The organism is Rhodococcus sp. D-46 (assembly GCF_011290655.1).
In the GTDB taxonomy this organism is placed as follows: domain Bacteria; phylum Actinomycetota; class Actinomycetes; order Mycobacteriales; family Mycobacteriaceae; genus Rhodococcus_F; species Rhodococcus_F qingshengii.
Genome location: NZ_JAANTF010000005.1, coordinates 495,149 through 510,589 on the forward strand (window position 1 = coordinate 495,149; position 15,441 = coordinate 510,589).

Genomic DNA, 15,441 nt, shown 5'->3' on the forward strand with positions numbered 1-15,441 from the left:
ACTACTACTTGCAGCCGGGCAGATTCGAGCGGTACACCTGGTCTGCGCCGAGTCGTGCGTCCTCGCTCAGCAGCATGTCCGCTTCGAGCTGACGCGACGCCTTGGCCGGCGTTCCGTCGGCACCGAGGCGACGATCCGCCGGGCGCTCGTAGAGGCTGTCGCCACCGCACATCGCCTTCGCGAGGCGACGCTGACCGTCGATCGTCCGCTGCTGGGCCGCAGCAACATAGGCGTCACGCTTGTCGGCCGGAACCGACTCGACGAATGCCTGCGGGTGCACGACTGCGATCAGTCCGGAGACGTGACCGAAGCCGAGGCTGGTCAGCAGGCCCGCGCGCAGCGGAAGATGCTCACCGAACTTGAGCGGCTGACGTGCCCACACGAGGTGCTCGAATTCGGCCATCTTGTCGTCGACGCAGTCGAGGCTGCGGTTCGGCGGGACGATGCCCTGGCTCAGTACCTGGCAGAGCCCGATCAGCTGGAAGGCTGCGGCACCACCCTTGGCGTGACCGGTCAGGCTCTTCTGCGAGACCACGAACATCGGCGCGCCTTCACTGCGTCCCAATGCCCCGGCGAGCCGCTCGTGCAGCTCTGCCTCGTTGGGATCATTGGCGGCAGTGGAGGTGTCGTGCTTGGAGATCACGGCGATGTCGTCGGCGCTCACGCCGAGTGCGTTGAGCGAGAGTGCGAGCTGCGAATCCGCTCCCCCACGTCCGGCGCCCAGTGCTCCGAGTCCCGGTGCCGGGATCGAGGTGTGGACACCGTCGGCGAACGATCCGGCCCAGGCGACCACACCGAGGACGGGAAGACCCATCTCGAGTGCCAGGTCACCGCGAGCGAGGAGAATCGTTCCGCCACCGGCCGACTCGACGAATCCGCCGCGGCGACGATCGTTGGCCCGCGAGAAGCGGCGATCCTCGATGCCCTTGGCATGCATGTCCTCGGTCTTGGCAGTGGCCGACATGTCGCCGAAGCCGATGATGCCTTCCGTGCTCAGATCGTCGAACCCGCCGGCAACAACCAACTGCGCCTTGCCGAGTCGGATCTTGTCGACGCCTTCTTCGACGGATACCGCTGCCGTGGCGCAGGCGGCGACGGGGTGAACCATCGCACCGTAACCGCCGACGTACGACTGAACGACGTGCGCTGCAATGACGTTCGGCAGCGCTTCCTGCAGGATGTCGTTCGGACGGTTCTCGCCGAGCAGCGTGTCGATGTACAGGCTCCTCATGGAGGTCATGCCGCCCATGCCGGTGCCCTGCGTGTTGGCGACCAGGCTCGGGTGTACCCAGCGGAGCAGTTCGCTCGGAGTGAAGCCGCCGGTGAGGAAGGCGTCCACCGTTGCGACGATGTTCCAGAGGCCGACGCGGTCGACCGAATCTGCCATGTCGGCGGGGATGCCCCACTTGGTGACGTCGAAGTTGGTCGGGATCTGGCCGCCGACACTGCGAGTCAGCTTCATCTTGCGCGGGACGCGGATCTCGGTGCCTGCGCGGCGGGTGACCGTCCAGTCTCCGGACTCGGCGGAAACCGTCGCCGTCGTGTTCTCCGGATCGGATTCGACGAAGGCCTGAGCCTCTGCCTCACTGCCGACCACGAAGCTCAGATCCTTGTCCAGGAACACGGAGGTGAGCAGCGGAGCGGTGTTGTCGATCATCGCGCCCTCGTCGACGTAGCGACGGATGCCGCAACGCTCGACGACTGCGTCGTGGTACTTGTCGGCGATTTCCGCCTCGGGTACCAGGTCACCGGATTCGACGTCGTACCAGCCCGGCTTAGGGTCGTTCTCCCAGACGATGAGTCCGGTGTTCCACGCCAATTCGAGAACGCCTGCGGCAGAGAGCTGCTCGTCGACCTCCATCTCGAAGCGGGTACGCGAGGAACCGTAGGGTCCGAGCTCTCCGGCACCCACGATGACCACGAGGTCCGCGGGGGTGACGTCCAGTTCGGGCCAGCTCGGAGCCTTGACCGAGTCGTCGATGCGAGCCGGCGCGGGCAGCGCCAGGATGCTGGACTCGTCCACTGCTTCGTCGACAGCCTCGGCGATCTCGGCCACCTCGGCAGCTTCCTTGGCCAGTGCGGCGAGGTCGAGGTTCGCCTCGGCGAGCCCACCGGTCAGGTCGACCTCGAGCGGAGCCTCGGCAGCAGCGCGCCGCGACTCGCGGGTTGCCGTCTTCAGCAGTTGGGTCGCCATCTCCTGGGTGGACCAGGTGCGGACGCCCGCAGCTTCGACCGCGTCGACGATCGGATCGTTGTGACCCATGAGTCCGGTTCCGCGAACCCAACCGATGACCGCGTGTGCCAACGTGACCCGCTCGGCCCAGTTGCGCTCGGCCTTCCAGCGGTTGACCACGGCGATCAGCGAAGCCTTGGCCTCGCCGTAAGCACCGTCGCCGCCGAACGTTCCGCGGTTCGGCGAACCGGGCAGCACCACGTGCAGGTGCGTGTCGACGTCGCTGTCGTAACCGATCTTCGACAGACCGCCGATGAGGCGCTCCACCGACCAGAGCAGCACGCGCATTTCCATTTCGGCGCGAGCGCCGGCGTCGGAGAGTTCGCCGCCGACACGGGGAGCTGCGAACGGGAAGAGCATCGTCGGCGTCATGGCCGGCTTGATGAGCTTCTTTGCGCCGCCTGCGTTCTCGGTGGCTTCGTTGCCGATCCAGTCGATCAGTGCGTCGACGTCGGTGTACGACGCCATGTTCGCGGGAACCACCCAGAGGGCGGCACCGGCGCGAGCATTCTCGCGGTACAGGTCGCGGTAGAAGCCGAGACGCTGACCGTCGAGTCGCGAGGTGGTCACGAATACCGTTGCGCCACCGGCAAGGAGCTTGCCCGTGACCGCTGCCGCGATGGAGCCCTTGCTGGCGCCCGTCACTACTGCGACCGCGCCTGCCCACTCGGGTGCGTCGGATTCTGCCGCAGCAGCCGCATCAGCGATGCGGGTGTAGACCTCGGCGAGTGCGGTGCGGCCTTCGTCGGTCGCACGGGTGGCCCACCACTTCGCCTGTGCGGCGACGGTGGAGCCGGCACCGATGAAGTTCTCGACCGACAACGCGGTGTCACCGAGCCAAATGCGAGCGAGATCCTCACGCGCACTTGCCCAGCGGTCGTCGAGCAGAACGGCCTTCTGCGCGTCGAATGCCGGAGCAACCAGACGCGGCCAGTCGGAGCCGAGTTCAGCCGAGACCAGGTCGACCAGTTCGGTGTCCTCGACCGTCGCGACTGCCGTTTCTTCGTTCAGTCCGAGCTGCTCGAGTACCAGGCGTGCGGCCGAGGCCAGAACGCCGTTGCGACCGGTGATGTTCTCGGTGAACTCACCCAGCGCGGCTGCGTCGACGGTTCCGCCGCTTCCGCCGCCGGTAGCGGGCAACGAGACGCTGACTCCGCGAGCAGACCCGACCGAGGCAACTGCGCTGTCGATGACTGCGTCCACTGCTGCAGCGTCGGCCAGTGCGCCGGAGCTCAGGCCACCGAGGTCGCCGCCGCGGATGCTGGCGCCGTCACGGGTACCGAGAGCCACTGCTGCGGTGACGTGATGTGCCCAGCCGTCGCCCAGCTCCCAGACCTTCTTGACGCGGTCGGCGATGTAGCCGGGACGCTTGCCCGAGGGGCCGAAGACCTTGCGTAGGTGATCGTTGATCGAATCGGAGAGCACCGGTCCGAACGGCTTGTACGTACGGGCGAGCTTGTCGACGGTTGCCCCCAGGGAGCCCATGTCGGCGTCTGCGGCCCCGTCGATGGCACCGAGGGAGAGCTCGGAGCCGAGGTCGACCAGAAGCTGGTTGCGACGCGAGGAAACGCCGTCGCACAGTGCCTCGATCGTGTCCGCGGGGCCGACCTGATCGGGACGGAGCTTGGTCCACAGGCTGATCAGGACCTTCGTGGCGTCGGGCGCCTTGAAGGTGAGGTCGTCCGGACGCGGTCCACCCGAAGGTGCAGCCGGCGCGGCAGCGGCAACCGGAGCAGCGGCCGCGGCGGCCGGAGCAGCCTGCGCGGCAGGCGCTTCGATCTCGTCGTCGTCATCGACAGCGGGGTCGACGTCGGTGCCGTAGACGATCGCGGCTTCGCGCTCGACGTTGAGAACCTCAACCGGGTAGCCGAAGCGGCCCGGCAGCTTGAGGGTCTGCGACGCGAGGTTTGCAACGGTCGGGGCAGCGCCGAGACCGATCTCGACGAAGCGTTCGACCCCGAGTCCACCTTCGGACTCGTCACCGAAGAGCAGGTCCTGCGTCTCGATCCAACGGACCGGGCTGGCGAACTGCCAAGCCAGCAGCTCGATCAGGATGATGCGGGACAACTCGTGAGTGCGCGTTGCGTAGCTGTCGAAGTCTGCGAGGACTTCCTGCAGCGGCTCGGACGGCACCAGGTCGGCGATTTCCTGAACGAAGTCACGACGCAGCGAGAACGGCTTCGGAACCAGGTTCGGGATGTAGCGGCCGATCAGGATGTCCGGGTCGATGTCGTGCGGGAGCAAGTCCTGCAGGCACACGCGGAAGTCCGCCACGCCACCGCGAAGGACGGTGGAGTGGAACGGCACGTCGATGCCGGGAACCTGGATGTATGCCCGCTTGCCACCGAATTCTGCTCGGCGACGATCGATTTCGACCTCGAGTGCATCGAGACCGGCTACCGAACCGGCAATGGCGTACTGGCTGCCGCGCAGGTTCAGGTTGACGATTTCGAGGAACTCACCGGAGGTCTCGGCGACACCGGCGACGAAGCCCTGCACGTCGTCGTCGGAAACACCGATCTGCGACGGGCGAATAGCGGCCATGCGGTAGTCGGAGCGTCCGGCTTCGTCACGGGGAACGAGCTGGTGCATGGCGGAGCCACGCTGGAAGACGACCTCGAGAAGTGCTTCGAGCGGGAAAACCTCGGCGACAGCGGCGAGTGCGTTGTACTCACCGACCGAGTGACCGGCCAGAAGGGAATCCTCGATGAAGGTTCCGGATTCGCGCAGCTCGGCAACCTGGGCAACACCGAGAACGGCCATGGCCACCTGGGTGAACTGAGTCAGGTGCAAGACACCGTCGGGATGCCTGTGCTCGACACCACGGGCCTTGACGGTCACCGGGTTGTCGCGCACGACAGCGAGAATCGAGAATCCGAGTGCCTTACGAGTGTGCTTGTCCGCGCGCTCCCAGACGTCGCGGGCGGCCTTGGAGCGTGCGCGAGCGTCGAGGCCCATGCCCGGGCGCTGAATGCCCTGGCCGGGGAAGGCGTAGACGGTCTTCGGCGCGGCGGTGCGGCCGGTGGCGACCATGACCAGTTCACCGTCGATGCGGCAGCCGACCTCGACGATTTCCGCGCCCTGGTCGATACCGACACGATCGACACGGACGTCGATCTCGGCGCCGGGTCGAACCATCCCGAGGAAGCGAGCTGTCCAGGCGGTCAGGCGGCGCGGCGGGACGCGGGTCTCGGCCGGGTCGACTGCGGTGACTACCTGCTGCGCTGCGGCGGAGAGCCACATGCCGTGCACGATCGGCGTTCCGAGGCCGGCCAGCAGAGCGGCGTTGTCGGAGGTGTGAATCGGGTTGTGGTCACCGGAAACCTGAGCGAACGCGCCCATGCTGACCGGAGCGAGGATCTTCGCGTCACGGCGACGACGACGCGAGGTGTCGACAGCCGCATCGCTGATCGATCCACCGGCGCGAGCCGGGTCGGCGAGTTCGCCTGCACCGGTGCGTCCGCGGATCGCGAAACGCTCGGTCATGGTGACGACTGCGGGGGCGTCGAGGCCCTCGCCGAGCATGGCACCGACCTCGACCTTGACCTCGACGACACGACCGAGGTCGGTGTCGAGAACCGAGGCGACCTCGGCATTGACCACGAGAATGCTTGTCTCGGAGGGAAGTTCACCGACGAAGTCGACGGTGTGGTCGAGGTGGACCAGGTCGAGCATGCCTTCGATAACGGAAAGACTGTCGAGCTTGGCTGCGCCGAGGACTGCGAACACTGCAGGCCAGCATGCTCCGACGACGACGTCCGGAACAGCCTTGCCGCTGACACTGAGCGTGGCGGGCAGACCCGAACCGGTGACACCGGCGTGATCGGCGATGCGATCGGGAACCCACGCGACGTTGAGGCGAGCCTTGCCGTTCTTGACTGTCGGAAGTTCCTGTCCGGCAGCAACTGCCAGGAGCGCGGACATCGCACCTTCGGCATCGGCTTCGGTGACAACCGGAGCGCCGCCGTCGACGACGGACTCGGGGATCGTGATCGTGATGTCGACCGACTTGCCTGCCACCAACGGAACCGAAAGCAGCACGTGCGAGGAATCGACGACGGTCAGACTGGAACCGGTGGTGCCGTGAACTGCCTTGTCGGCAGACTCTGCACTCCACTCGTCGAGGTCGCCGAGACGACGGACGGGGTTCTGGGTCAGGCGGCCGGCCCACTGGAGGTCAGGAGCCGAGAGAACGGCGTCGAGAAGTCCGGGTGCGGAATCCTGGTGGCGACGGCTCGCGAGTGCAACCGGAGTGGTTCCGGCAGCAACCAATTCGTCGTAGGTCGCCTTCTCGAAGCGATCGAGCAGGTCACCGACCGGCTCGTCGACACGGGTGATGCCGGCGACGGCAACGGTGCCGGGGATGACGCAAACCTGATCGGCGGTGTAGCGGGGGTCGTGTGCCTGCCACAGGGAGTCGCTGCGCCACCAACGACGCACGTCACCGTCGACGACGGGAACGAAGTTGACCGGCTTGCCCGGCGTCTTGCACAACGAGATGAAGAACGAGACGTCTGCGGGATGCAGAACGGTGGTCGAGTAGTCCGGGTACGACGCCTGCAGTGCGCAGATTGCAGCCTCGGGGCGCTCGAGGGTCTCGGCGTCAGCGAACAGCGTGGGGATCGGGCCGCGGTCGACCGGGTGCAGACGCGCCTCGGTGCGCTGGAGCATCTCGCCGAAGCGAGCACGCCAGGTGATGTCGAGCCACGGGCTCGACGTCGCCTCGACGATGGCGTCCTGAAGATCGGCGCCGCAGTCGAATTCCTTCGCCGCGTCGATGCCGACGGTCAGCTCGAGGTAGCGGCGCAGCCACTGTGCGTACGTCATGGTCTCGACGTCGCCGAAGTACGGCTTGGCGGTGACGTCGAGGGCGGCGATGATCTCGTCGCGGCGCTCGGCCACTGCCTCGGAATCGCCGGCAACCTCGTCGAGGAGGCGCCCGGTACGCGAAGCCGCGTTGTCGATCTCGTGGATGTCGGCACCGAGCTGGCTACGGCCGGAGGCCATTCCGCCTTCAGCGGTACCTGCACCGACCCAGTCCGGCGTACCGGGTGTGTCGACGAGGAGCTGCTTGACCTCGGGAGAGGTGGTGGCCTCGAGAGTCGCCATGGCTGCGGTGCCGACCAGGATGCCGTCGACGGGCATGGCCGGGAAACCGGCTGCGGCGGACCAGCGACCGGTCAGGTAATCGGCTGCGCGCTCGGGTGTTCCGATGCCGCCACCGACGCAGATGACCAGGTTCGGGCGTGTACGCAGCTCGGCGTACGTGTCGAGGAGCAGGTCGTCGAGGTCTTCCCACGAGTGGTGTCCGCCGGCGCGGCCGCCTTCGATGTGGACGATGACCGGGAAGTTCGGAACCTCGTTGGCGATGCGGATCACGGAGCGAATCTGCGCCACGGTGCCGGGCTTGAATGCAATGTTGGTGATGCCGATCTCGGACAACTCGTCGATGAGAGCAACAGCCTCTTCGAGTTCCGGGATACCGGCGGTGACGATGACGCCGTCGATGGGAGCACCGGCGGTACGGGCACGCTGCACGAGGCGCTTGCCACCGAGTTGCAGCTTCCACAGGTACGGGTCGAGGAACAGGGAGTTGAACTGGACCGCGCGGCCCGGCTCGAGCAGCATCTTCAGCTCTGCGACACGGTCTTCGAAGATTTCTTCGGTGACCTGCCCGCCACCGGCAAGCTCGGCCCAGTGACCGGCATTGGCTGCCGCGGCAACGATCTTGGCGTCGACCGTCGTCGGCGTCATACCTGCTAGCAGGATGGGTGAACGACCGGTCAGCTTCGTGAACGCGGTCTCGACGCCGATACGGCCGCCGGGAAGCGCAACGGGCTTCGGCGCGAACTCGGACCACGAACGTGAGACCTCAGGTGCTGCACCGGGGGTGAGCAGATTGCGGTGTCCGCCGCGGGTGGCTGCGGCAATGATGCCGATGCCCTGTCCACGCAGCGAAGAGGACGTCATACGGGTCAGCTGATCGCTGGGTCCGAGATCGAGAATCCACTTGGCGCCGGCGGAGATTGCGCCGTCGACAGCCTCGACCCAGTCGACCGGATCGACGAGGACACCCTGCGCAAGTTCGCGCGCACGGTCCGCGTCGAGACCGCAACGGGTCGCCCAGCTGCCGACGAGTTCGACGGCCTCGGTCAATGCGGGGTGATGGAAGCCGATTTCGGTGTCGAGCGGATCGAAGGACGGCGCGAAGACGGAACCGCCACGCTTCTTACCCTCACGCTCGCGGGCTTCCTCGGCTTCGATCTGTTCACAACGCTCTTGCACGCGTGCCAGCTGAGCGGGCGGCCCGGCGAGAACGACGCGGCGACGGCCGTTGCGGATGGCGAGGACAGCCGCGCGCTCAGGCGCCACACCCTCGGCAAGCTCGGCGACGATGGCGGCGAGACGCTCGGGATCGACGCCCGAGACCGCAACCATCGGCTTCGCGGAGGCGCCGGCGATGACGCCGCGGCGACGGCCGACCAAGCTGGCAGCAGCACCGACGAGCTGTGCGACGGCGAGGAGTTCACCGTCGTCATTGCCCTGCGCGGCTACGGCAGCCGTGGCCAGAAGGCCCTGCGAGTGGCCGATGACGGCAGCCGGCGGGTTACCGGCTACATCCAGACCCTGAGCGGAGAGTGCACGCAACGCCGCAAGCTGCGTGAGGAAGACACCGGGGAGTGACACCGGAGCTGCGGTGAGCGCGGCAGCGGAAGGCCCGGCCGACTTCTCACCTTCTTCTTCGTCGACGATCTCGGCTTCGAGCATCCACGCGATCGGATCGAATCCGACCGGGCGAACCACGAGGAGATCCTGTGCGACGGGCGCGAGGCGTGCGGCTGCGTCGTTGACCAGATCGGTCAGAACGGGCTCCAGGCCGTTGTCACGGCTGAGCTCCTCGAGCGAGGTGAGCCAGGGAGCGCCCTGTCCACCGAAAGCGATTGCGTAGGAAACGCCGTTGTTCAGCGAATCGACGAGGGCACCTTTGCTGGTCGTGCGGGACTGTCCCCCATCGACGCCGAAACGGCGTCCACCCTTCGAGTCGCGTCCGTTTCCTGTAGGTGTCGTGTCATCGATCGTCACGCGTACGTCCTCTCCTGGTCACCTCTGCGGCGAGGTGGGATTTGCGGTGTGCTGCCCGGCTGAAGTGCTCGCGAATTCGTCGAGAGAATCGACGGAGTCAGGGCGTTCGTGCAAGACAAGGTTTACACAGAATCATGAGGATTTCCTCACGTTTGTCGGCACCCTGGAAATCTGGACTTTCGGGGCCGTGATCTTCCTCACGAGACTTCGAGAAAGTGACTCGCGAGTAGGTCGCGAACGCCCTGCCTGGGACTGTTACCGGGATTTTCAGAAACCTGAGGAACCCCTCATATTTATTGTTACCAATTCGTGACCTCCTTGACGGACGGTCGATCCCGTGCGTTCCGGGCCACAATCTGTCGGACCCCCTCGCTACGTTCAGCGCGTCCACACCGGACAACTTCTCGGGGGGAGAAATCATGAAAGACACAGACGTAGTCAGAGCGGCCGAATTCATCGGCGCCGAGCTTCCGCGCGAGGCGTGGCCGCATTGGAATCAGGGATGGCCGCGCGAGTCCGAATCCGCCCTTCTCGACGCGATCTTCTCGTCGCGCGCCGCCTACGGAACACCGAAGACCGGAGTCCGCGCCGTCGTCGACCGTTGGCGCACACACCGCTCGGTAGCCGCCGACGATCGCCTCGACAGCTTGTCCGCTCTCGCCGCCTTCACCGACCGTGGCGACGAGCTCGCAACGATTCTCGGCAATCGCCAGCGCGTGCCGGGCAACTACTTCACCAAAGCCGAGGGTGCGGCTCGTGCGGCCAAGGCGCTCGTCGAATCCGGTTGCAGGTCCAGTGCCGACGTCGAGGACACCGAAAGCCTCCGTTCGGCAGTTGTCTCCGTTCCGGGGCTCGGCCCCAGGACCTTCGAGACGCTGGTGTTCCTGTCCGGGAAGTTGACGGTAACTTCGATAGATCTACTTGCACGGTTCGCCACCGAAGCAAGCAGTGGTGAGGAATTGTTGTCGAGCACCGACGCAGCCGAGTTGCTCGTTGCGGTTGCCGAACATCTCGATGTCGATGTTCAAACGCTCACCCACGCTGCGTGGCGGTATCAACGCACGGCCGAGCAACCTCGCCGGTCGAAGAAATCCACCATGCCGCCCGCAGCGGATCCACTCGCCGAAACGGCCTGAGAGCGGGCGGGCGCATCCCGACCAGGGTGGTGTGCCCGCGAGCGATTCCACTCGCGTATCCTTTGAATTCCGCGCGCGAGTGGCGGAATTGGCAGACGCGCTGGATTTAGGTTCCAGTGTCTCAGGACGTGGGGGTTCAAGTCCCCCCTCGCGCACAACGAAGAGCCCCGCCGGATCTGATCCGGCGGGGCTTTTTCGGTTCTCGTGAGCAAGGTCAGCGCTTTCGATCCTTGACCGGTGGAGTCATGTACGTCGTCCGACTCGGTGTCAGCCCCAGACGGACCGAGCTCTCCAACCAGGTGATCGCCGAGGCCGTCGGATCCACAACCGGAACGTGAATCCCTTTGCCATGCAGCCTGTCTCGGACCGCACTGGTCACACCGAGCATCCCGGTGCAACCGAGAACGACGGTGTCGGCCTCGCCGTTCTCCACTGCCGCAGACGCCTGAGCGGCCAGTCGATCGATCAGTTCCTCCCGATCGGCGAGGCCCAGCACCGGCATGTCCACGACTCGAATACTGCCCAGCCGATTGTCCAGCCCATACCGCCGAGTGAGCGATCGGAGCATCGGCACGACATTCGGCAGGATGGTCACGACACCGACGCGATCGCCCAGACTCATCGCTGTCAGAAATGACGGCTCGAAGCCGCCGACCACCGGAGCGTCGATGATCTCTCGGGCGGCATGCACTCCGGGATCGGCGAAACACGTGATGAACACACCGTCGACGCCGTCGGCTGCCGCCTCCTCGACCCGCTGCACGATCCCGGGGCCGGCAAGTGCCTCGTCGTACTCGGACTCGATGCTCGCCGTGCCAGAGAGCAGTGACACGACGTCGACCGTCGTACCGGGCGCCGCCCAGTGCTCCACCTCGGCTGTCACCGCCGGAGTCAGTGTGGTGTCGATGACCGGGCGAATCACTCTGATGTGCATGAAACACTCCCCTGCTTTCGGATACGCGCCGAGGTTATCGATGCAGCACAGCCGGGAGAATGTGTTCAGTGCCCTGGCGTTGCGGGTGAGGATGGGCATAGCGCACAGGTGCTGCGGGACGGCTTCTACGACACCGTGTCGGAGATCGCAGGGCGAGGCACTATAGCTCTCAGGTACCGTCTTAGTGTGTCCAAGAACGCTACTAAACGCCGACCTGCGCTGATTCTGCTGGTCATCGTGTCAGCTGCCGGCTGCCTCGCGCTCGGCTGGTGGCAGTGGGAGCGCTTCGAAGCCGTCGGAGGCTCGGGACAGAATCTCGGGTACGCGTTCCAGTGGCCGCTGTTCGCGGCGTTTGTCGTGTACGCGTATCGCAAGTTCGTTCAGCTCGAAGACGTGGACCCCGAAGAGGCCGAAGCCGAGGAAGCCGCCGCTGAGCCGCGTGAGATTCCCGCCGACCTCTTGCCGCAACGCCCGCGGGCCGAGTTCGACGATGTGAACCTCGACGTCGACGACCCTGAAGCCCGCCAAATGCTGGAATACAACGACTACCTTGCGCAGCTCGCCGCTCGCGAGTCCGATAGGAGCACGACGTGAGTACCGGTTCGGAAGCGAGCATCGCTACCCCCGCAGTCAACGCAGAAAAGCAGAAGAAGGTTGCGTCGGCGCTGGTCCGATACCGCGTTCTCGCCTGGATCACCGGCCTCTGGCTGCTGTTCCTGACCGGTGAGATGGTCTACAAGTACCTGATTCTCGACAATTCGGCGGACGCACCGTCGTGGTTGTTCTACATCGGCCAGATCCACGGCCTGTTCTACATGCTCTATCTCGTATTCACGATCGACTTGGCGATCAAGGCCCGGTGGAAGCCCGGTACGACGGTTGCCACCGCGCTCGCCGGCACGATCCCGTTCCTGTCGTTCGTGTTCGAGCACAAGCGAACCGCCCAGGTGAAGCAGGCTTACCAGCTCTGAGAGTTTCAAAAAGTGGAGCCCTGAACGCAGACGCGTTCAGGGCTCCACTTTTCGGATTCGGTTCAGCCGGCCAGTGCCGCCAGCGCGGGAACGAGCTGTACGAGCGCGCGCCCTCGATGTGACGCCGCATCCTTCTCGGCCGGGGTGAGTTCTGCGGCCGAGCGGGTGTCGCCGTCCGGACGGAAGATGGGGTCGTATCCGAAGCCGCCGTCGCCGGCTGGTTCGCGGCCGATCACCCCGCGCCATTCGCCGCGCACGACGGTCTCGTCGCCGCCGGGGATCACCAGTGCACAGGCGGAGACGAACGCCGCGCCTCGACGCTCGTCTGGCACGTCTCCCAGCTGAGCCAGGACCAGAGCCGTGTTGGCGCCGTCGTTTCCGTGATTGCCCGACCATCGCGCGGACAGCACGCCGGGCATACCGTTGAGTGCGTCGATCTCGACACCGGAATCGTCTGCGATGCAGGGCATTCCGGTTGCAGCTGCTCCGTCACGCGCTTTGGCGAGCGCATTCTCCTCGAACGTCGCTCCGGTCTCGGGGGCTTCGGGGAACGGCGGGACCTCGTCGAGCCCGACCAGTTCGATTCCGCTCACTCCGGCGGCGTCGAGCACCCGGTGAAGTTCCTTCAGTTTCTTGGCATTTCGGCTGGCAACCAGTACTCGTACGCTCACAGCTCAGGCACCGAACTTCTTCTTGGGTTCCGGATTCTTCGGTTCGGGTAGCACCCCGGGATACGGCTCGGCCAACGCTTGACGCTGGATCTCGAAAAGTTGCTCACAACCAGCCAGAGCGGAGTCGAGCAGCTTGTCCAGCGTCGAGCGTGGGAAGGTGGCGCCCTCACCGGTTCCCTGAATTTCCACCAGCGTGCCGGTATCGGTGGCCACGACATTCATGTCGACCTCAGCACGCGAATCCTCTTCGTACGGAAGGTCGAGACGCACTCGTCCGTCCACGACGCCGACGCTGACGGCCGCTATGCCACACGAGATGGGCTGTGGGTCGGAGAGCAGGTCGGCTGCGCGCAGGTACGTCACGGCGTCGACCAGGGCCACGTATGCCCCCGTCACTGCCGCGGTGCGAGTGCCACCGTCGGCTTGGAGGACATCACAGTCGAGGGCGATGGTGTTCTCACCGATCGCCGCGAGATCGATGCACGCTCGAAGTGATCGGCCGATGAGTCGACTGATCTCCTGCGTGCGGCCGCCGACCTTGCCCTTGACCGATTCGCGGCCACTGCGTGTGTGCGTGGCGGCGGGAAGCATCGCGTATTCGGCTGTCAGCCAACCCAAGCCGGAGCCCTTGCGCCAGCGGGGTACACCCTCTTCGACGCTGGCCGTGCACATGACGCGAGTGTTCCCGAACTCGACCAGAACGGATCCGGCCGGGTGACTGGTGAACCCGCGGGTGATCTTGACCGTGCGGAGCTCGTCGTCCGCCCTACCGTCTTCTCGTGTAGTCACCTTCGTGAGCCTAGCGGTCGCCCGGTGAGCGCTGCACCGAATGTGAGGGGAATCAGATGTCGTAGACACTTCCGGCGGAGACGGCATGGACCGGTCCGGAGAATTCGGATTTCGCTTCGGCGATCACGTCTTCACGCGATGTCCACGGCGGGATGTGCGTGAGGAGAAGTTCCTTGACGCCGGCGAGCGCAGCCACACGGCCGGCTTCCTTACCGGAGAGGTGAACTCCCTCGGGGCGATCCGGACTGTCGGTCCACGACGCTTCGGAGAGCAACACGTCTGCACCACGCGCGAGTTCGACGACGTTGTCGCACATACCGGTGTCGCCTGTATAGACGAGGACGCGGCCGTCGGCGCCGGTGATCCGGAAACCGTAAGCCTCGGGTGGATGATTCATCCGGCGGGCGACGACGCTCAGTTCACCGAACGTCACCGGCTCGTTCTCGGCCCAGAGCCGGACGTCGATGGTGTCGGAGATGTCGTCCATCTCGCCGGCGCACTCGGCGGAGGACACTCCGATGCGGCACGCGGTGTCGGTGGGGCCGTAAACCAGAGCACGGCCGACCGGCGGGTTGGGGTGATAGCGACGCCAGACGAGCAGGCCGGGCATGTCGAGACAGTGGTCCGCATGAAGGTGCGAAAGCAGGATCGTCACCTCGCCCGGATCGGCGTATCGCTGCAACGCCCCAAGAACTCCCGGGCCGAAGTCGATCACGAGCGGCGGAGTTCCCGGTGCCGTGAGCAGGTATCCCGAAGCCGGTGAATCCGGACCCGTGACGCTGCCGGAACACCCCAGGACGGTCATGCGCATACCGGTCATGCTGCCACGTCTACCCGTCTGGGAAAAAGCTCTTGGTGGTTTTGGCGCGTCGAAGTCACACCGCAGTGAGGGTGTGACCCACGTCCGTTCAGAAACTCGGTGGTCGAACGGCCGGCGCCGACCCGGCGCGCTTGGCCCTCTCCCCCGACGTCAACGCCCAGGCGGCAACCACGCCGCCGATCGCTCCGAACAGATGCCCTTGCCAGGAAACCCGTGGATCGCTCGGCAGAACGCCCCACAGCACTCCGCCGTACACGACGAAGACGGCAACGCCGATCAGGATCTGTGTGAAGCTCCGCGTGAAGAACCCGCGCACCAGCAGGTAGGTGACCCAGCCGAAGATCAGCACGGACGCACCGACGTGATTCGAGTTCGAGCCGGCGAACAACCAGGTCCCGACACCGCCGATCACCCAGATGATGCCGGTCGCCGCGAGTCCCCGCGCAATTCCCGACACCAGCACGAGGTATCCGAGGATCAGCACCGGAATGGTGTTGGCGATCAGATGACCCCAGTCGTCGTGCAGCACCGGGGCGAACAGGATTCCCCACAGGCCGTCGAGCGTGCGCGGGGTGACGCCGGCGTTCTGGACATTCTGACCGGAGATGACATCCACGATCTCGATCACGTAGAGCAGGATCGCGAAGCCGCCCACCAACACGGCCGACTGCTTCCACACCGAGGGCGGACCGGATTTCGGTGCCGGCGTCCGGGTGCCGAAGTCCGGACTGTTGAAATCCATCGTCATCGTGTGCGTCCTCCACCGTCGATCCGGTTTTCTGATCCGGTCACTCGCGACCAGGC

General features: G+C 65.6%; 9 protein-coding genes and 1 tRNA gene. 4 read left to right on the plus strand and 6 right to left on the minus strand.

What is annotated here, in order from left to right; all coding sequences use genetic code 11:
- Positions 1-4: 4 nt before the first annotated feature.
- A complete protein-coding gene (locus G9U53_RS15615; RefSeq protein ID WP_165638875.1) occupies positions 5-9,316 on the minus strand; it encodes a type I polyketide synthase in 9,312 nt (3,103 codons plus the stop codon).
- A gap of 419 nt (positions 9,317-9,735) precedes the next feature.
- Between G9U53_RS15615 and G9U53_RS15620 the strand changes: the two genes are divergently transcribed.
- The gene (locus tag G9U53_RS15620; protein ID WP_030537909.1) at positions 9,736-10,452 is read left to right on the plus strand and encodes a hypothetical protein; all 717 of its coding nucleotides are present in this window, start codon (positions 9,736-9,738) and stop codon (positions 10,450-10,452) included.
- Between the two features lie 73 nt (positions 10,453-10,525).
- Positions 10,526-10,607 (plus strand) — tRNA-Leu (locus G9U53_RS15625).
- Positions 10,608-10,666: 59 nt separating this feature from the next.
- Here G9U53_RS15625 and G9U53_RS15630 read toward each other — a convergent pair.
- Positions 10,667-11,386: an aspartate/glutamate racemase family protein gene (locus tag G9U53_RS15630; RefSeq protein ID WP_165638876.1), complete on the minus strand. Its 720-nt coding sequence runs from the start codon at positions 11,384-11,386 to the stop codon at positions 10,667-10,669.
- Positions 11,387-11,572: 186 nt separating this feature from the next.
- Here G9U53_RS15630 and G9U53_RS15635 point away from each other — a divergent pair, with 186 nt between their 5' ends.
- A complete protein-coding gene (locus G9U53_RS15635) occupies positions 11,573-11,980 on the plus strand; it encodes a hypothetical protein (protein ID WP_020970031.1) in 408 nt (135 codons plus the stop codon).
- Positions 11,977-12,357, plus strand: a complete 381-nt coding sequence (locus tag G9U53_RS15640; RefSeq protein ID WP_003945334.1) for a DUF3817 domain-containing protein — start codon at positions 11,977-11,979, stop codon at positions 12,355-12,357. Before G9U53_RS15635 ends, G9U53_RS15640 begins: the two co-directional genes overlap by 4 nt.
- A gap of 62 nt (positions 12,358-12,419) precedes the next feature.
- On the opposite strand, the gene rdgB is transcribed toward G9U53_RS15640, so the two are convergent.
- From rdgB to G9U53_RS15660, 4 genes are all read right to left on the minus strand, one after another.
- Positions 12,420-13,028 carry an RdgB/HAM1 family non-canonical purine NTP pyrophosphatase gene (gene rdgB / locus G9U53_RS15645; protein WP_042925783.1) on the minus strand — a complete coding sequence of 203 codons (609 nt, stop codon included), beginning with the start codon at positions 13,026-13,028 and terminating at the stop codon, positions 12,420-12,422.
- Positions 13,029-13,031: 3 nt separating this feature from the next.
- Complete coding sequence (gene rph, locus G9U53_RS15650) at positions 13,032-13,817, minus strand: ribonuclease PH (RefSeq protein WP_003945332.1); 786 nt, start codon at positions 13,815-13,817, stop codon at positions 13,032-13,034.
- Positions 13,818-13,869: 52 nt separating this feature from the next.
- On the minus strand, positions 13,870-14,628 hold the full coding sequence (locus G9U53_RS15655) for a cyclic nucleotide-degrading phosphodiesterase (RefSeq protein ID WP_007733274.1): 759 nt from the start codon (positions 14,626-14,628) through the stop codon (positions 13,870-13,872).
- Between the two features lie 97 nt (positions 14,629-14,725).
- Positions 14,726-15,385: a rhomboid family intramembrane serine protease gene (locus G9U53_RS15660; protein ID WP_007733273.1), complete on the minus strand. Its 660-nt coding sequence runs from the start codon at positions 15,383-15,385 to the stop codon at positions 14,726-14,728.
- Between the last annotated feature and the right edge of the window lie 56 nt (positions 15,386-15,441).

Bases quoted from the DNA above. Each gene is read 5' to 3' on its own strand.
- G9U53_RS15620 (WP_030537909.1), top strand. From the start codon at position 9,736: ATGAAAGACACAGACGTAGTCAGAGCGGCCGAATTCATCGGCGCCGAG.
- G9U53_RS15630 (WP_165638876.1), bottom strand. From the start codon at position 11,386: ATGCACATCAGAGTGATTCGCCCGGTCATCGACACCACACTGACTCCG.
- G9U53_RS15655 (WP_007733274.1), bottom strand. From the start codon at position 14,628: ATGCGCATGACCGTCCTGGGGTGTTCCGGCAGCGTCACGGGTCCGGAT.
- G9U53_RS15660 (WP_007733273.1), bottom strand. From the start codon at position 15,385: ATGACGATGGATTTCAACAGTCCGGACTTCGGCACCCGGACGCCGGCA.